This is a genomic window from Myxococcus sp. CA033 (genome assembly GCF_013336625.1).
GTDB lineage: Bacteria > Myxococcota > Myxococcia > Myxococcales > Myxococcaceae > Myxococcus > Myxococcus llanfairpwllgwyngyllgogerychwyrndrobwllllantysiliogogogochensis.
This window is the reverse complement of record NZ_JABUMU010000001.1, coordinates 493,180-508,452: the sequence shown is the minus strand read 5'-3', so window position 1 is coordinate 508,452 and position 15,273 is coordinate 493,180. Positions and strand designations below refer to the sequence as shown.

Sequence of the window (15,273 nt, the reverse complement as noted above, 5' to 3'; positions counted from 1 at the left end):
CGGTGCCACTTTGGGAGGAGGCGTGTTGGCTTCTCTCCACTCGTCCTCCGCGCGGCCGTGTTGTTCGCGGACGTGGAGCCTCAGGCCGCCTCGGGTGAGGAGGGCTGGAAGTTCGGCGCGACGATTCGGGCGAGCTGGGGCATCCGGCCGTGTTTGCACTCCACGAGGAACGCGTGGAGCGACTCCGCGGACAGGCCGTGCAGCATGAGGCGGAAGCCCGCGCGCAGCGTGGTCAGGGGCACCATGGGGTGGCGGTTGTTCACCAGTGCGACGAGTCCCGGGGCCTGGAGCAGCGTGGCCACGTAGATGGCGATGGTCTCGTCCAGTTGCAGCGAGTTGCTCGCGCGCCAGAAGTCCCGGTCGGTGAGGAACAGTTGGTAGACGGGGGTGAAGACCTCAATCGCGGACTGGAGGTCGAGGAAGTTCGTCCACCGGTCGGGCAGCTCCTCCAGGGGGAACTCGTCCGACACGCCGCTGAAGTCCAGCCGCGTGGGAGGGGTGAGCGTCTTGCCCTGGTCTCTGAGCGCGCGGTTCAGGCGGATGACGAAGTTGAAGAGGTTGAGGTCGTGGTTGAGGAAGATCTCATCCTTGACGTGCTCGAGGTTCGTCGGACGGATGGGGCTGGTGGGGACGTTCAGCTCCTTCGTGTTCCGGGCGATGAAGTCGAGAATCTCCGAGCCCACGTGGAAGTGACGCAGGATGAGGAAGTTCGCCTCGGGGCTGACCCAGACGCGCAGGCCCCAGGCGAGCAGCCGGTGCAGCCACTTCGACGAGGTGAAGCGGTTGGGGATGAAGATCTTCATCACCTGGAAGAGGACGATGTACATCCGGGCGAGTGGCCGGACGACGGGCAGCAGGAACTGTCGCGAGCGCGAGCGCTGGTCCACGAGCAGGGCCGCCTTGGTGCGCTCATGCATGGGCAGGCTGCGGTCCAGGAACAGCGCCACCCAGGGGTCAGGGTCCCTCGGGTCATGCGGTTGATTGTTCAGCAGCTCGATGGGGTCCATGGTGTGCCTCTCGCAAGGAGCTTAGCGGCTGGGCAGCTCGCGGAAGATGAGACCGTCGAGACCCAGCCTGCTGACTGTCTCCCTGAAATGCTCAGTGCCGATGACCATGGAGGCGAAGTTCCCCACGCGAAACAGGTCCAGCTCGGACGGGAGTGAAGCCGCGTCGAGGATGGGGTCCTCGGGGCGACTGAATCCATGTCGCCCGCAGGTGGGGCAGGGTGGAGGTACCTCTGGGGGAATGCAGTCAGGATGAAGTCGACCGTGTGGTTCGACCTGTAGCTCGAGGAGGTCCGGTCCGTTCTTGCTTCGGAAGCGCAGTTCGGTGGGGCAACCGAGCAAGCCACGCACCCGTTCCGCGACCAGCGCATCAAGGACCTCGCGCTGCACGAGAGGCTTGAGCCCCGCCACCCAGGAGATGCGAGCGAACTGGCCGCTGGCCCTGCCCGTCAGCGGTCCGAAGCCTGTTCCAGGGGGCAGCAATGCATGCGGCGGCGCAAGGGGGCGCACCAATTCTCGCAGTCGAGCGAACTCGGGGATTGGCTCGGGCCTGGCCCTCTCGAACTCCCGATGCTCTGGCAGTCGCGAGAGGTCAACGGCGGGGTACTCGTATCCCACGTCACTCCAGTTGGCGCCGCAGTCGTGGCAGCTCACACCGGGCAGGGCCCACTTGTGCCAGCCGTCCACGTCTCCGCTGTACTTCGCCCTCAGCGCTTTGTCCTCGCGCACCCAGAAGAAACGCCTCATCCGTCTTCACGCTCCCGGGCGGGAATAGTAGGGCTGGATGGGGCCGCCGACGAGGTCGAACCGATGAATGAGCTCCCCCGCGTGCTTGAAGATCTCCGGAGGAGCGGCTCGTGGGTTCTGCTCCTTGAAGTCACGCCACGCATCGTTCCACGCGCCCCCTCCACGCCTCAGACATTCCCCAGCTCCTCCAACTGAAGCAGGTACAGGCGTGCTGTCACCTTCGCCGTCTTCACGATGCGCGCGGCCAGCTCCGGGGTGAGGATGCCCGAGCCGAGCGCTCCGTCCAGTCTGTCCAGGTGCGTGGCGTCGTTGTCGCCGTGGTAGAGGAAGAAGCGCACCTGCTCGTCTTCCAGCGAGAGCTGCTCCCGGATGGCCATGCCCCAGCGCCGCGCCACGCGACTGCCCAGGCCCTCGATGATGAACATCGCGCCCAGCAGGTCGAACGGATTCTCCTGGCTGGCGCGATGGAACATCCACGCCGACAAGGCCTCACTGCCGATGTTCTTCGGCGCACGGGTGATGGCCTCGTGCGTGCCCCCCACCGACACGTAGTGCCGCTCCAGCATCTCGTAGTCCCGATGCTCATCCCGTGCATGGCGGATGAAGGACGAGCGCAGCGCCAGGTGCTCGGCGGTGATGCTCGACGCCGCGCGGGCAATCCAGCGCGAGCCCTCCACCACCTGCTGCCGCATGTTGATGAGCAGCTCGCGGTAGTCCTCCACCGTGAAGACGCCACGTGACAGCTTGTCGAGCACCGGCACACGCTGGAGCTTCGCCTCGAAGTCCACCCAGACACGCGTCAGCTCGCGCACCAGCTTCTCTCGGACCGGGTCTCCGCCCTCCTTGGGGCTCAGGGGCAACGGCCCCAGCTCCTCGGTGGCTCCGTTCGCCGGTGTCTCGGGGCCCGACACGATGTTCTGCGTGTTGGCCGCCGGAGTTGTGACGCCCACGTCGGGGACGACGGCTCGGCCCGGAGCAACGACAGTGAGCATCGCATAGCAGGCGATGAAGCCGCCGCTCTCCGGGACCATGCAGAAGATGCGCTGACCCGGGCGCACGCGGCCCTCGTTCACCAGCTCCTCCAGCATGAGGAAAATGGACGCGCAGCCGGTGTTTCCTCGCGTGGAGAGGTTGGTGAACCACCGCTCCTCGGGGATGCGCACGCCGCCCCGCTCCAGCAGCTTGACGATGGGCTGCTTGAAGAAGTGCGAGGAGTAGTGGATGCAGAACCAGTCCACCTCGTCCGGCTTGAGCCGGCCCTGGTCCATCAACGCGAAGAACCCATCCACGCCCAGCCCTACCAGCGACTCCAGCCGGCGGATGTCCTGCTTGATGTTGAAGGCCCCCGACGCGGCGGCCTCGGCGAACGTGGGCGAGTCAATCCACCCCGGCCCGAAGCCTCCATCGGCACCTCGGTTCGCTCCCACGTACATGCCCAGTTCGTGCCGGTTCGCATGGGAACGGATGTCCATCCACTCCACCTTGAGGCTGGGCCGGGTGGGGTGCGGTCGGTCCTGCACCACCGCGGCGCCCGCGCCGTCGGAGAGCATCCAGCGCAGGAACTCCGCCTCGAACGGCACGGTGTCCTCACCCGTGACTTCCTCGTAGTGGCTGGCCTTCAGCAGCCGGCTCACCAACTCGCTGGCGCAGACAACGGCGCGTCGAGCCTCTCCGCTGGCGACCTGGAGGGTGGCCGCGCGCAGTGCCTGCATCCCGCTGGAGCAGATGCCATGAAGCGAGGCCACCTCGCACGCGGGCCCGCCCAGCGCACGGTGCACCTGGCTGGCGAAGCCGGGAAGCACCAGGTCCGCCTGCGTGGTCGCGGTGACCAGCAGGTCCATCTCCCCCAGGGAAATGGGCGAGCGCGACAGCGCATCATGGATGGCGTGGACCGCCAGGTCCCAGTTCCTGAACAGGCTGCGCTGCTCACGGTCGATGGCGTAGTGGCGCTGGGTGATGCCGTTCTGCGACAGGACGCGGGCCCGGGCCCGGGAGGGACGTCCTCGAACCTTGCCGAGATAGTCCTCCATCTGCTCGTTGGAGATGGGCTCGCCCGGCAGGAACTTCCCGAGGCTCGTGATGAATGCGTCGTGGGGCATGGCCGGACCATATGTCGTCATGCCACGGGAGTCCCTGGGGCTCCTGTGCCGGGGAGGTGGCGCTTCAGGTCAGCCGGGACTTGAGTCGCGCCGCATACCGACGGCTCATGGAGAGCGGCGCCCCCGCGCCCCGGACGTGGACGCGAAATCCCTCGTCGCCTTCGCTCTCCACGCGCTCCACGCAGCCCAGGTTGATGATGGTGCCCCGGTGGATGCGGACGAAGTGCTTCTCCGGCAGCCGCGCTTCCCACTCCGAGAGCGGGCGGGGGAGCAGATGGCGCTGGCCGTCACGCGTCACCAGCTCCGAGTAGTCCCCGGCGCTGCACACGGCCGAGAGGTCCGAGACTTGAATGAAGCGCACCCGGCGCTCCCCGGACAGGAAGAGGTGGTCATCGAGCGCCAGCGGCCGAGGCGCTTCCTCCGGTGTCGCGGGCATCACGCGTTGGAGCACCCGGTCCACCGTGGCGCGCAGGCGCTGCGGGTGCACGGGCTTGAGCAGGTAGTCCAGGGCGTTGACCTCGAAGGCTCGCAGCGCGTGCGCGTCGTAGGCGGTGACAAAGACGACCTGGGCCCGGACCTCCACGCGCGACAGCAGGTCGAAGCCCGAGGCGCCCGGCATCTGCACGTCTAGGAAGAGCACGTCGGGGTCCAGCTCCGCGATGCGCTGCGCGGCCTCGTCCGCGTCCGCCGCTTCGCCCACCACCTCCAGCTCCGGGTGGGGCTTGAGCAGCTTGCGCAGTTCGTTGCGCGCCAGTCGCTCGTCATCCACCAGCAGCACTCCGAGCTTCGCGCTCATGCCGCCTCCCGCCGTGCCAGCTCCACATGAAGGGAGGCCTTCACCCAGCCGCCATCCGCGCCCACGGTGAAGCGATGCCGGCCCGGGTACGCGTGCTCCAGTCGCTCGCGGACATTGGCAAGGCCAGTGCCGGTGCTCTCGGGCCGAGACGTCGGCTCGCGCCATGAGCCGGTGTTGGCCACCTCGACCTCCAGCGTGTCGCCCTGTCGCGAAGCTCGAATGCGCAGCTCCAGCGGTCCCTTCTGACTGTCGAGTCCGTGCTTCACCGCGTTCTCCACCAGGGGGTGAATCAGGAAGCCCGGCAGCCGTGCCTCTTCCGCGCCGGGCCCCACGTCGAACGTGACGCGCAGCCGTTCCTCGAAGCGGATGCGCTGAATCTCCAGGTAGCTGCGAATCGCGCGCAGCTCCTCTCCGAGCGGCACCTCCCGCTCTCGCGTCTCCAACAGTGAGTAGCGGAAGAAGTCGGCCAGCTCCGTGATCATCTGCCTCGCGCGTCCGGGCTCCTCGTCCACGAGTGCGCGGATGGAGTTGAGCGCGTTGAAGAGGAAGTGGGGGTTCACTTGATAGCGAAGCATCTGCCAGCGTGCCTCGGTGGCGAGCGACAGGGCTCGCAGCGCGCGCTCCCGCTCCGCCTCCAGGTCGAGCCGGTAGGCATTGCCCAGGAACAGCGCGCTCCACGCCAGGAGGACGATGGTGCAGTTGAGCGCATCGTGCGTGAAGGCCGGATGGAACACGGGGACCAGCCCGAAGCTCCAGCGCAACAGCCCCAGCCACACCACGGCCAGCAGCGAAGAGAGCGTCAGGCCCACCGTGCCCAGCACCCAGGCCGGTGCGCGCCGCGCCCACAGCCGTGAGAGCACCCTCGCCATCGTCAAGCTGATGCCCAGGCCCAGCAGGGAGCGCACCAGCTTCAGTCCGATGACGAAGAGGTGCTCCTTCGTGCCGCCATGCTCCAGGTTGGGGATGGACAGGACATAGCCGGCGAGCGCGTACGCCCCCCAGCCCCAGAGCTGGACCTTCCAGAACCGAGCACCAAGCCGCATGCTCGGGGTTCTAGCGCTTCTGGATGTGAACCACCTTGTTGATGATCTTCCAGGCGCCGTCGGTCTTGATGACGGTGAGGTAGTCCGTCATGAACGCGTCGGGGTGGTCGAGCTCGACCTTGGCGACGCCCACGTCACCGGTGACGTCCAGGCTGACCAATCGGCGCTTGCGCTTCGCTTCGTCCGCGGCGGGCTTCCCGTTCACACCCGCGAGGTACTCGGCGGTGGTCTTCCTCACGAGCGCTCCATCCCGGTTGAGGAACATCTTCATCTCGTCGTGCATGGCCTCCCGGAAGGGGGCCACCTGTCCGGTGGCGTGGCCTTTCAGATAGAGTTCCACGGCGCGTCGCGCGCCAGCCTCGTCTTCCGAAGGGGCGGGCGTGCCGAGCGCGCTGCCCGAGGCGAGTACCGCTCCCACGATGACCGAGCCCACGGCGACCGCGTTCCTGAGGTGCTGCTTCATGGGGTGTCTCCTGTTTGCGTCGAGGTGTCGGCGACAGGGGTAACGGAGACTCGCCTGTCCGCACAGCGCGCTTCTTCCAACGGCGTCAGACACCGCTGGACGGTGCTGGCAGGCGACGAGCGGCGCGCCAGGAGCCGCCGGTTCCCACGAAAAGCGCACCGAGAAATCCCGATTTATGTCTCCTACCTGCCAGACAGGCGGGCAGCGGGGAGCGGTACGCCTGCTTCTCGGAGCCCTGGTGGTGGAGGTGTTTCGCATAGAGTGCTGCCGCCCGAGCAGGTCGCCCCGGTTGCGACGGTTCGGGATGGTGGCGCATCGGAACATGAGGACGGGAGACGCATGGACTGCGACTGGCTCATCATCGGCTCGGGCTTCGGCGGCAGTGTCAGCGCGCTGCGGTTGACCGAGAAGGGCTACCGCGTGGTGATGCTGGAGAAGGGCCAGCGTCTGCTCGCCGCCGACTTCCCGAAGACGAACTGGGACCTGAAGCGCTGGTTGTGGATGCCCCAGCTCGGCTGGCGCGGCCTGTTCAAGATGACGTTCTTCCGCCACGTCACCGTGCTGTCCGGCGTGGGGGTGGGCGGAGGCTCGCTCGTCTACGCGAACACGCTGCCCGTTCCGAAGGATGACTTCTTCGAGGCCACCTCGTGGGGGCACCTCGCGAACTGGAAGGAGGAGCTGTCCGGGCACTACCGCACCGCGCGACGGATGCTCGGCGCCACGCTCAATCCGCTCACCACGGTGCCGGACCGGGTGCTCGAGGAGGTGGGCAAGGACATCGGCCGTCAGGGCTTCGAGCCCGCCACCGTGGCGGTCTACTTCGGCGAGCCGGGCGTCACTGTGAAGGACCCCTACTTCGGAGGCGAGGGCCCGGAGCGCACCGGCTGCATCGCGTGCGGCGGCTGCATGCTCGGCTGTCGCCACGGCGCGAAGAACACGCTGGACCGGAACTACCTCCACCTCGCGGAGAAGCGCGGCCTCACGCTGCACGCCGACACCGAGGCGACGTGGGTGCGCCCGCTGCCGGAGGGGGGCTACGAGGTGGAGGCGCGCCAGGGCACCGGCCTGTTCTCCCGGAAGACGCTGCGCTTCACCGCGCGCAACGTCGTCTTCGCCGGGGGCGTGCTGGGCACCGTGGACCTGCTGCTGCGCTTGAAGGAGCGTCCGGACGGACTGCCCCGGCTGTCGGAGCGACTGGGTGACAGCGTGCGCACCAACTCCGAGGCCCTGGTGGGCATCGTGAGTGGGCACAAGGACCAGGACCTCTCGAAGGGCATCGCCATCGGCTCCATCCTGCACACCGACGAGCGCTCGCACCTGGAGCCGGTGCGCTACTCGGCGGGCTCGGGATTCTTCCGCCTGCTGATGGCGCCGCAGGTGCGCGGGACGACGATGCTCACGCGTGTGGCGCGGCTCTTCGCGCTGCTCGCGCGGCATCCATTGCGCTTCCTCAAGGCCTGGTTTGTTCCGGACTTCGCGCGGCGGACGATGATTCTCCTCTACATGCGCACGCTGGAAGGTCACCTGCGCATGCGGCGCGCGAGAGGGCTGACCACCGGCCTGCGCAGGGGCCTCACCACGGGCCTCCAGTCCGGCCCCGCGCCGACCTCCAACATGCCGGAGGCGTTCGACCTGGCGAAGCGCGTGTCCGACAAGCTCGACGGGTATCCCATGACGATGGTGAGCGAGACGGTGCTGGGCATCCCCACCACCGCGCACATCCTGGGTGGCTGCTGCATGGGGGACTCGGCGGAGACGGGCGTCATCGACCATCGCCACCGCGTCTTCGGCTACGAGGGCCTGTACGTGGTGGATGGCTCGGCCATCTCCGCCAATCCGGGCGTCAACCCTTCGCTCACCATCACCGCGCTCGCCGAGCGCGCGATGACGTTCATCCCAGCCGCGCACGCAGGCGACGAAGTGAAGAGGACCGTGTCGCCGGGTGTGTCGGAGACGGCGCCGCAGCTCACGCGCTGAGTTTGGGTTCAATCCCGGCAGTGCATTCGGACGACAGTGCCGTCGGTGGAGTGACGGCACCGGCCTTCGTAACTGAGGCGCTGAAGACGGCTACACGCGGATGACGGCGCGGAGGGGACAGCGCCGCCGAGGGTGACGGCGCCGACCTTCGCAACTGGCGTGCTGACGACGGCTACAGGCGGACCTGGAGCTCGTAGCGGCGGTTCTTCGCCTTCTTCGCCTCGGTGTTGTCCGGCTTCACCAGGGGGCGATCCGCGCCCAGCCCCACGGCGGTGATTTCGCTCCGGGAGATGCCTCGGGCGACCAACTCCTTGACGATGGCCTCCGCGCGCTGCTCGCTGAGCTGCTTGTTCTTCGCGGCGTCACCCGTCGAGTCGGTATGGCCAGAGACCTCGAACTTGTAGGTCTTCACTCCCGCGGCGGTGAGCTGCTTCTTGGCGTCGACGAGGGCGTTGGCGAGCTTCTTGAGCTTCGCGTCGCAGCCGGGGGCCAGCTCCGCGGTGCCCGTCTTGAAGCTGCACTGGTTCTTCTTCGCCTCGTCCGTCAGCTTGGTGTTGACCTTCTTCTCGACGGTGGACTTGCCCGCGTCACCCGCGGCCTTCTTGATGGAATCGAAGGGGCTCTGCGCGGCGGCCACGCTCGGGACGGCCAGCAGCGACACGGCGATGCACAACGCCTTGAGCTTCATACGTGGGACTCCTTGGGTTCCAATGGGGAAGGGAACCGGGGACGCAGGCTGCCCAGGGACTCCTCTGCCGTCCAGCACCACGATGCCTCCCGGCCGATGGAGCCGCCGCCCGCCTGCCGGGGTGGGAGGGAGTACCCTCGGGCTGGAGGTCCCGGGAAAACTTGCCTCGGCGTGTGGGCGGAGCAGCATGGACACCCGGAGTCCTTCCACGCAGCGACAGTGAGGCATCCGTGGGCAGCGGCAGTCGGACGGAGCGGTGGCGGCAGTTCCTCTCGGGGCACCGGGTGGGCTCGGACGTGAAGCCGGTGGAGGCGTTGGTGGAGAAGGCGCCCACCAGCTACGAGCATCTCCCGTTGGACGAGCGCACGCCGTACGACGTGGACTACGACCGCATCGTCTTCTCCAGCGAGTTTCGTTGCCTGCATGACAAGACGCAGGTCTTCCCCCTCTCGTCGAGCGACTACACGCGCACGCGGCTGACCCACAGCATCGAGGCGTCCTGCGTGGGGCGCTCGCTGGGCCAGCTCGCGGGCCGGGGACTGAAGATGCAGGACGTGAAGGTGGAGCCCTCGCACCTGGGCACCATCGTCGCCGCGGCGTGCCTGGCGCACGACATCGGCAATCCGCCCTTCGGCCACTCCGGCGAGGCGGCCATCCAGCACTGGGTGGAGCAGCGGCTCATGGCCCCGGGAAGCGCGCCTTCAAACCGCCCGAGCCCCTTCGGTTCTCGGGAGGAGTGGAAGGACCTGGAGAGCTTCGAGGGCAACGCTCAAGGCTTCCGAATCCTCAACCGGCTCCAGTCGCGCGAGCGACGGGGCGGGCTGCGCTACACGGCGGCGACGCTGGGCGCGATGAGCAAGTACCCGCGCCCGTCCGTCCTCCCTGGCGGCCGCGAGCCGGTGAAGGGGCGCGTGTCGGAGAAGAAGTTCGGTTACTTCCAGGACGACCGTGTCCTGGCGCTGGAGGCCTATCGCGCCGCGGGCCTGCGAGAGCGCGAGGAGGGCGTCTTCTCCCGGCACCCGTTGGCCTTCCTCGTCGAGGCGGCGGACGACATCTGCTACGCGGTCATCGACCTGGAGGACTCCGCGAAGCTCGGCCTGATTCCGACAAAGGACGCCTGCGAGCTGCTGGACAAGGTGCTGCCGTCACCGGTGAAGGGCGAGGTCCGGCCGCCTCCGGCGCACCCGGAGACGCGGATGGCGCAGGCGCGGGCTCGGGCGATTGGCGTGCTCATCCAGGCGTGTGTGCGCGTGTTCCTGGAGCACGTGGAGGCGATGGAGGCGGGGGAGTGGGAGACGCCACTGGTCTCCGCGCGGGACGAGGTCCGCGTGCCGCTGAAGGTCATCAAGGAGCTGACGCGGCGCCAGGGCTACGAGAGCGAGCGCGTGCTGCAAATCGAGAGCGCGGGCTTCAAGACACTGGGCGGCCTGCTCGACATGTTCGCGGGGGCGGTGGTGACGGACACGCCCAATCGCGAGGAGAAGAAGCTGCGACAGCTTCTCCCCCTGGAGCTGTTTCAGCGGCCAGACAATCCGCTGAAGAGCGAGGACATCGGTGAGGCGCTCGCGAGGTTGTCCATGTACCAGCGGCTCCTGTGCGTCACGGACTACATCTCCGGGATGACGGACGGCTTCGCGGTGGAGCTGTACCAGCGGTTGTCCGGCATCAAGCTGCCGACCTAGCGGCGCCCTCGCCGTGCCTCAGGCGTGCAAGTCCTCCGAGCGTGCCCCCGCGCGGCGCTCACGTCCGCGCTGGTCCAACTGGGACAGTGAGTTGTCGATGGCCAGGATGTTGCCCGACGGGTCCTTGAACCACGCGGACTTGATGTCCCCCATGGTGGCGATTCCATTGCGCGTCTGGATGCCCATCTCCGGAATGTCGTAGTCCTCGAGCTTCACGCCGGCGCTCCGCAGGCTGTCCACCGTCGCCTCCACGTCCTCCACGGCGAATGAGCACGCGGTCGCGGTGGAGCCGGAGGGCGTCGAGCGCTCATAGAGCAGCAGGTAGGAATCCCCGCCCGCGCGGAACATGGCCGCGCCTTCCTCCCCCAGCTCCGACACTTCTTCCAACCCCAGCACCTCGCTGTAGAACCGCCGGGCTGTCTTCAGGTCCGTCACCGCCAGGGTGGGCACCGCCTTCGTTCGTCCAAGTCCCATGGGCCTCGAGCCTCCTTCCGGGACAGGTGGGCACCAGGCGCGAGGCTCGCAAGCGATACCCCCGCCCGAGCCCCGGCTCTCCGAGGTGGCGAGGGAGGTGCGTCTCTCGGGTACCCCTGGCGCGACGTCGACGTAGGCCCCTCCTGGGGGCTCCGCTACACTCGGCGGCATCGTGACACCGCTGGAAGAAGAGACGCCGTCCTCCCCATGGCGGCGATGGCTGAGTCAGGTCGCGGTGTGGACCGTGCCCGGGACGCTCTCCGCGCTGGAGACGTACTTCTTCAGCCTGTCGAGCCCCAAGCCGCTGGAGCCTTGGCGCGCCTTCGTGTCACAGCTGCCAGCCTGGTACGTGTGGGTGCCCGCCACGCCCATCGTCTTCCACCTCGCGCGCAGGTGGCGGCTGGGGCGGCCCTTCCGTGCGCGCGCCTGGGCGAGCCACCTGTTGGCCTGTCTGGGCGTGGGGTGTCTCTTCGCGCTCGTGTACACCGCCTTTCAGCGCGCCTTCGTGCCAGCGATGGGCGCGGGTGGGCCTTCCTTCGCGATGATGCTGCTGCGCTACTCGCTGGGCTGGCTGCCGATGATGGCGATGACCTACGCGGCGGTGGTCGGTGTGGCGCAGTCGCTTGCCTCCCAGCAGAGGGCTCGGGAGAAGGAGCGTCAGGCCGCGGCGCTGGCCATCGAGCTCTCCGAAGCCCGGCTCCAGGCCCTCCAGGTCCAGCTCCATCCGCACTTCCTGTTCAACACCCTCAACGCCATCGTCGTCCTGGTGCGCGCGCAGGAGACGGACACGGCCGCGAGGATGCTCGTGCTGCTCGGTGACATCCTGCGCGGGTTGTTGAAGCAGGGCGCCACGCAAGAGGTCTCGCTGCGAGAAGAGGTGGCGGTGCTGTCGCGCTATCTGGAAATCCAGCAGCTTCGCTTCCAGGACCGCTTGCGCGTCGACTGGGACGTGGCCGATGCCCTCCTGGACGCGCGGGTGCCGCACCTGGTGCTCCAGCCGCTGGTGGAGAACGCCATCCGCCACGGGGTCTCCGCGCGCACGGCGGCGGGCGTGCTGCGCATCCGTGCGCGTCGCCAGGGAGACGCGTTGTCGCTCGAGGTGGAGGACGACGGGCCGGGGCTCCCGGCTGGCTTCGACCTGGAGCGCAGCCCGGGCATCGGCCTGTCCAACACGCGGGCGCGCTTGTCGCAACTCTATGGCGACGCGGGGCGTGTCGTCGTGGCTCCACCGAGAGAGGGCGTGGGCACGGTGGCCACCGTCACGCTGCCCTTCCACGCCGTCGTCACGGTGCCCGAGGCGGGAGCCGCGCGTGGCTGAGCTGAGCGTCCTGCTGGTGGACGATGAGCCGCTGGCCCGACGGGGACTGCGACAGGCGCTGAGCCGACACGCGGACGTGACGGTGTGTGGCGAGTGTCGTGATGGACGCGAGGCGGTGGCCGCCATCCACTCGCTGCGGCCTCACCTGGTGTTGCTCGACGTGCAGATGCCGGAGCTGGATGGCTTCGGCGTCATCCGGGAAGTGGGCGCGGCGCGGATGCCCGCGGTCATCTTCGTCACCGCATACGACACCTTCGCCGTCCGCGCGTTCGACATGCACGCGGTGGACTACCTGGTGAAGCCCTTCGCGGACGAGCGCTTCGACGAGGCGCTGCACCGGGCCCGGCAGCGGCTGCGGCAGGGCGAAGCGGTGGAGCTGGGGCGGAAGCTCGCGGCCCTGCTGGCGGACGCGGCGGGTCCCGCTTTTCCCGCGCAGGGGACAGGGGCCACTGAGCCACCCCCTTCGGAGCCCGCGCGTCCGGGCGAGCCCATGGAGCGGTTGCTGGTGAAGGTGGGCACGCGCTCGGTGCTGGTGCCGGTGGCGGACATCGACTGGATTGGGGCCGACGACTACTGCGTCACGTTGCACGTCGGGGACCGGGAGCATGTGCTGCGAGAGAGCCTCGCGGCCCTGGAGTCCCGTCTGGACGCGGAGCGCTTCGTGCGCATCCATCGCTCGGTCATCGTCAACGTGGAGCGCATCCGTGAGCTGCACCACGACTCGCCCACGGAGACGGTGGTGGTGTTGAGCACTGGCCAGCGGCTGCGCGTGAGCCGCACTCGCAAGGACGTGCTGGAGCGCAGGCTTGGCCGGGCCCGCTGAGCGGACCATTCACGCGAACGCTGGCGGCATCCTTCCGGGGCAACAGGGAAGGGTGGTCATTCAGTCTCCGAAGCGGGCGCGGCGACAGGTGAACCCATCGACCTGTCCACCGCGATGCCACCCCGGTGACCTGTCTGGGGCGGCGTCAAACGTCGGAGACGCGCACCACGAGCTTGCCGAAGTTGCGTCCCTGGAGCAGGCCGATGAGCGCTGTCGGCGCGTTCTCCAGGCCGTCGACAACGTCCTCACGCAGCTTCACCTGTCCGGCGGCGACCCACTCGCCCATGTCGCGGAAGAAGGCGTCGAAGCGGTCGGCGTAGTGGTCGAGGATGACCAATCCCTGCACGGTGATGCGCTTCTGCAACACGGCCGTCATCACCCGAGGCAGCAGGTTCGGCCCCGCCGGCGGCGTCTCTTCGTTGTAGTGCGAAATCAACCCGCACACCGGCACGCGCGCGCCGACGTTGAGCAGCGGCAGCACCGCCTCGAACACCGCGCCGCCGACGTTCTCGAAATAGATGTCGATGCCGTTCGGGCAGGCGGCCGCGAGGTGTTCGGCCAGGCGAGGGTCTCTGCGGTCGAGGCAGACGTCGAAGCCGAGCTCCTCGACCGCGTAGCGGCACTTGTCCGCGCCGCCAGCGATGCCGACCACGCGCGCGCCCTTGAGCCGGGCGAGCTGCCCGACCACCGCGCCGACCCCGCCGGATGCCGCGGCCACGACCACGGTTTCGCCCCGCTGGGGGCGGCCGATATCGAGCAGGCCCACGTAGGCGGTGAACGCGGGCATGCCGAGCACGCCCAGCGCCAGTGACGGCTGCGTCAGCGCGCCGAGCGGGACCAGGTCCTGCCCGTCCGACAGCGCGTAGTCCTGCCAGCCCGCTCTGCCGAGCACCAGGTCACCGGCGCGGAATCGCGGATGCCTGGACGCGACGACGCGGTTGACCGTGCCGCCCGCCATCGTGTCACCCAGCGACACCGAGGGTGCGTAGACCGGAGGGACTTCATCCATCACCTGGCGCATGTACGGGTCGAGCGACAGGTACAGCGTGCGCAGCAGCACCTGTCCTTCGGCGGGCGTCGGTACGGCGACTTCGTCGAGACGGAAGTCCCGGGGCGTCGGCGACCCGCGTGGACGCGCGGCGAGGACGACACGGCGATTGACGGCGGCATCTGGCTTCATGGGCTTGCTCCTGGGGTGTGGCGAGACGTTCTGCTGGAGCGCTCTGGCGCCGCCGCATGCACATGCACGGACGTCGCGAGAGCGGTGTGCGGACTGGAATAGACCGGTCGTCTAGTGAACTGGCAAAAAAGGGGGCACACCCGTGCCCCGTTCCCGTTCAGCGGGCTTTCGTGAGACCCAGCTGCTTCCGTGTGGCGGCCATGACCGCGTCCAGTGGCGCGCGGTCGCGAGAAATCTTGGCGAGCAGGCTGGCGCCAAGCCAGCTCTGGTAGAGCGAGGCCGCGACAGCGTGCGAGTCCAGTGGGGCAGACAGAGAGCCGTCCGTCCTGCCCGCTTCGATGCAGCGAGCCAGGCGTTCGACGACTCCACGCGTCCCCTGTTCCAGCTCCGCGCGCATGCTCTCGGACAAATCGCTGACCTCCGCGCCGAGCTTGACCACGAGGCACCGGCTCTTCGCGTCGTCACCAGTCTGCGAGTCGAGCCAGTCGCGGAAGTAGGCGGTCAACCGCCGTGCGGCCGTGCCCCGCTGCGACAGCAGTGCGTCCATTCGCCCCAGGTAGTCGGTGAAGTACGCCTCGATGACCGCCTGCCCGAACGACTCCTTGGATCCGAAGTAGTGGTAAAACGAGCCCTTTGGCACCTGCGCCGCCGTGAGCACCTCGGTCAGGCCGACTCCCGTGAAGCCCTTGCGCAGCAACAGTGGCTTGGCCACATCGAGGATGTGCTGGCGGATGTCGGTCGCGGCGGCGGGCGCGGTCATGCGTCGAACATAACGGCGAATTAGACCGGTCGTCTACTGAATCGGAACCCCAGTCCGTAGAACTCCACCCGCGCCGCGACGTCATCCACGGTCACGGTCCGCTCCTGGAAGACGCCGCGCTTACGAAGGAAGGTCTCGACCCTGGCATCCAGCGCCCCCATCCACGAGGGGATGGGCTGCGCGGTCTCCCAAGTTCTTCCAGGTGGCGTCAGTCCTCGC

General features: G+C 68.2%; 14 protein-coding genes and 1 pseudogene. 4 read left to right on the top strand and 11 right to left on the bottom strand.

The window, feature by feature from the left end; translation table 11 throughout:
• Positions 1 to 80: 80 nt before the first annotated feature.
• The 7 genes and pseudogenes from HUA78_RS01985 to HUA78_RS01955 all read right to left on the bottom strand — a co-directional run bounded on the left by HUA78_RS01985 (position 81) and on the right by HUA78_RS01955 (position 6,152).
• Positions 81 to 1,007 carry a hypothetical protein gene (locus tag HUA78_RS01985; protein ID WP_141645706.1) on the bottom strand — a complete coding sequence of 309 codons (927 nt, stop codon included), beginning with the start codon at positions 1,005 to 1,007 and terminating at the stop codon, positions 81 to 83.
• A gap of 21 nt (positions 1,008 to 1,028) precedes the next feature.
• Positions 1,029 to 1,751, bottom strand: coding sequence for a double-CXXCG motif protein (locus HUA78_RS01980; protein ID WP_174461307.1), 723 nt, complete (start codon positions 1,749 to 1,751; stop codon positions 1,029 to 1,031).
• A gap of 6 nt (positions 1,752 to 1,757) precedes the next feature.
• Positions 1,758 to 1,958 (bottom strand): annotated as a pseudogene (locus HUA78_RS01975) (DUF2380 domain-containing protein); the annotation flags it as partial.
• Complete coding sequence (locus tag HUA78_RS01970; RefSeq protein ID WP_174475537.1) at positions 1,919 to 3,850, bottom strand: 3-oxoacyl-[acyl-carrier-protein] synthase III C-terminal domain-containing protein; 1,932 nt, start codon at positions 3,848 to 3,850, stop codon at positions 1,919 to 1,921. The pseudogene HUA78_RS01975 and the gene HUA78_RS01970, both read right to left, overlap by 40 nt.
• Positions 3,851 to 3,914: 64 nt before the next feature.
• Positions 3,915 to 4,646 (bottom strand): LytTR family DNA-binding domain-containing protein, encoded by a 732-nt coding sequence (locus HUA78_RS01965; RefSeq protein WP_174475536.1) that lies wholly within the window; start codon positions 4,644 to 4,646, stop codon positions 3,915 to 3,917.
• A complete protein-coding gene (locus HUA78_RS01960) occupies positions 4,643 to 5,689 on the bottom strand; it encodes a sensor histidine kinase (RefSeq protein ID WP_174453420.1) in 1,047 nt (348 codons plus the stop codon). Before HUA78_RS01960 ends, HUA78_RS01965 begins: the two co-directional genes overlap by 4 nt.
• Before the next feature lie 10 nt (positions 5,690 to 5,699).
• On the bottom strand, positions 5,700 to 6,152 hold the full coding sequence (locus HUA78_RS01955) for a nuclear transport factor 2 family protein (protein ID WP_174453421.1): 453 nt from the start codon (positions 6,150 to 6,152) through the stop codon (positions 5,700 to 5,702).
• Positions 6,153 to 6,491: 339 nt separating this feature from the next.
• Here HUA78_RS01955 and HUA78_RS01950 point away from each other — a divergent pair, with 339 nt between their 5' ends.
• On the top strand, positions 6,492 to 8,129 hold the full coding sequence (locus HUA78_RS01950) for a GMC family oxidoreductase (protein WP_141645710.1): 1,638 nt from the start codon (positions 6,492 to 6,494) through the stop codon (positions 8,127 to 8,129).
• A gap of 172 nt (positions 8,130 to 8,301) precedes the next feature.
• Here HUA78_RS01950 and HUA78_RS01945 read toward each other — a convergent pair whose 3' ends face one another.
• Entirely contained in the window at positions 8,302 to 8,817 is a 516-nt protein-coding gene (locus HUA78_RS01945) for an OmpA family protein (protein ID WP_141645711.1), read from the bottom strand.
• A gap of 230 nt (positions 8,818 to 9,047) precedes the next feature.
• On the opposite strand from HUA78_RS01945, the gene dgt reads away from it, so the two are divergent.
• Positions 9,048 to 10,499: a dGTP triphosphohydrolase gene (gene dgt, locus HUA78_RS01940; protein WP_371745472.1), complete on the top strand. Its 1,452-nt coding sequence runs from the start codon at positions 9,048 to 9,050 to the stop codon at positions 10,497 to 10,499.
• 18 nt (positions 10,500 to 10,517) lie between these two features.
• On the opposite strand, the gene HUA78_RS01935 is transcribed toward dgt, so the two are convergent.
• On the bottom strand, positions 10,518 to 10,973 hold the full coding sequence (locus HUA78_RS01935; protein ID WP_174475535.1) for a VOC family protein: 456 nt from the start codon (positions 10,971 to 10,973) through the stop codon (positions 10,518 to 10,520).
• Positions 10,974 to 11,145: 172 nt separating this feature from the next.
• Here HUA78_RS01935 and HUA78_RS01930 point away from each other — a divergent pair, with 172 nt between their 5' ends.
• Both HUA78_RS01930 and HUA78_RS01925 read left to right on the top strand, forming a co-directional pair.
• On the top strand, positions 11,146 to 12,291 hold the full coding sequence (locus HUA78_RS01930; protein WP_217442321.1) for a histidine kinase: 1,146 nt from the start codon (positions 11,146 to 11,148) through the stop codon (positions 12,289 to 12,291).
• Positions 12,284 to 13,114: a response regulator gene (locus HUA78_RS01925; RefSeq protein ID WP_174475533.1), complete on the top strand. Its 831-nt coding sequence runs from the start codon at positions 12,284 to 12,286 to the stop codon at positions 13,112 to 13,114. Before HUA78_RS01930 ends, HUA78_RS01925 begins: the two co-directional genes overlap by 8 nt.
• Before the next feature lie 145 nt (positions 13,115 to 13,259).
• Here HUA78_RS01925 and HUA78_RS01920 read toward each other — a convergent pair whose 3' ends face one another.
• Both HUA78_RS01920 and HUA78_RS01915 read right to left on the bottom strand, forming a co-directional pair.
• On the bottom strand, positions 13,260 to 14,294 hold the full coding sequence (locus tag HUA78_RS01920; protein WP_174475532.1) for an NADP-dependent oxidoreductase: 1,035 nt from the start codon (positions 14,292 to 14,294) through the stop codon (positions 13,260 to 13,262).
• Positions 14,295 to 14,451: 157 nt separating this feature from the next.
• Positions 14,452 to 15,054 (bottom strand): TetR/AcrR family transcriptional regulator, encoded by a 603-nt coding sequence (locus HUA78_RS01915; RefSeq protein WP_174475531.1) that lies wholly within the window; start codon positions 15,052 to 15,054, stop codon positions 14,452 to 14,454.
• Between the last annotated feature and the right edge of the window lie 219 nt (positions 15,055 to 15,273).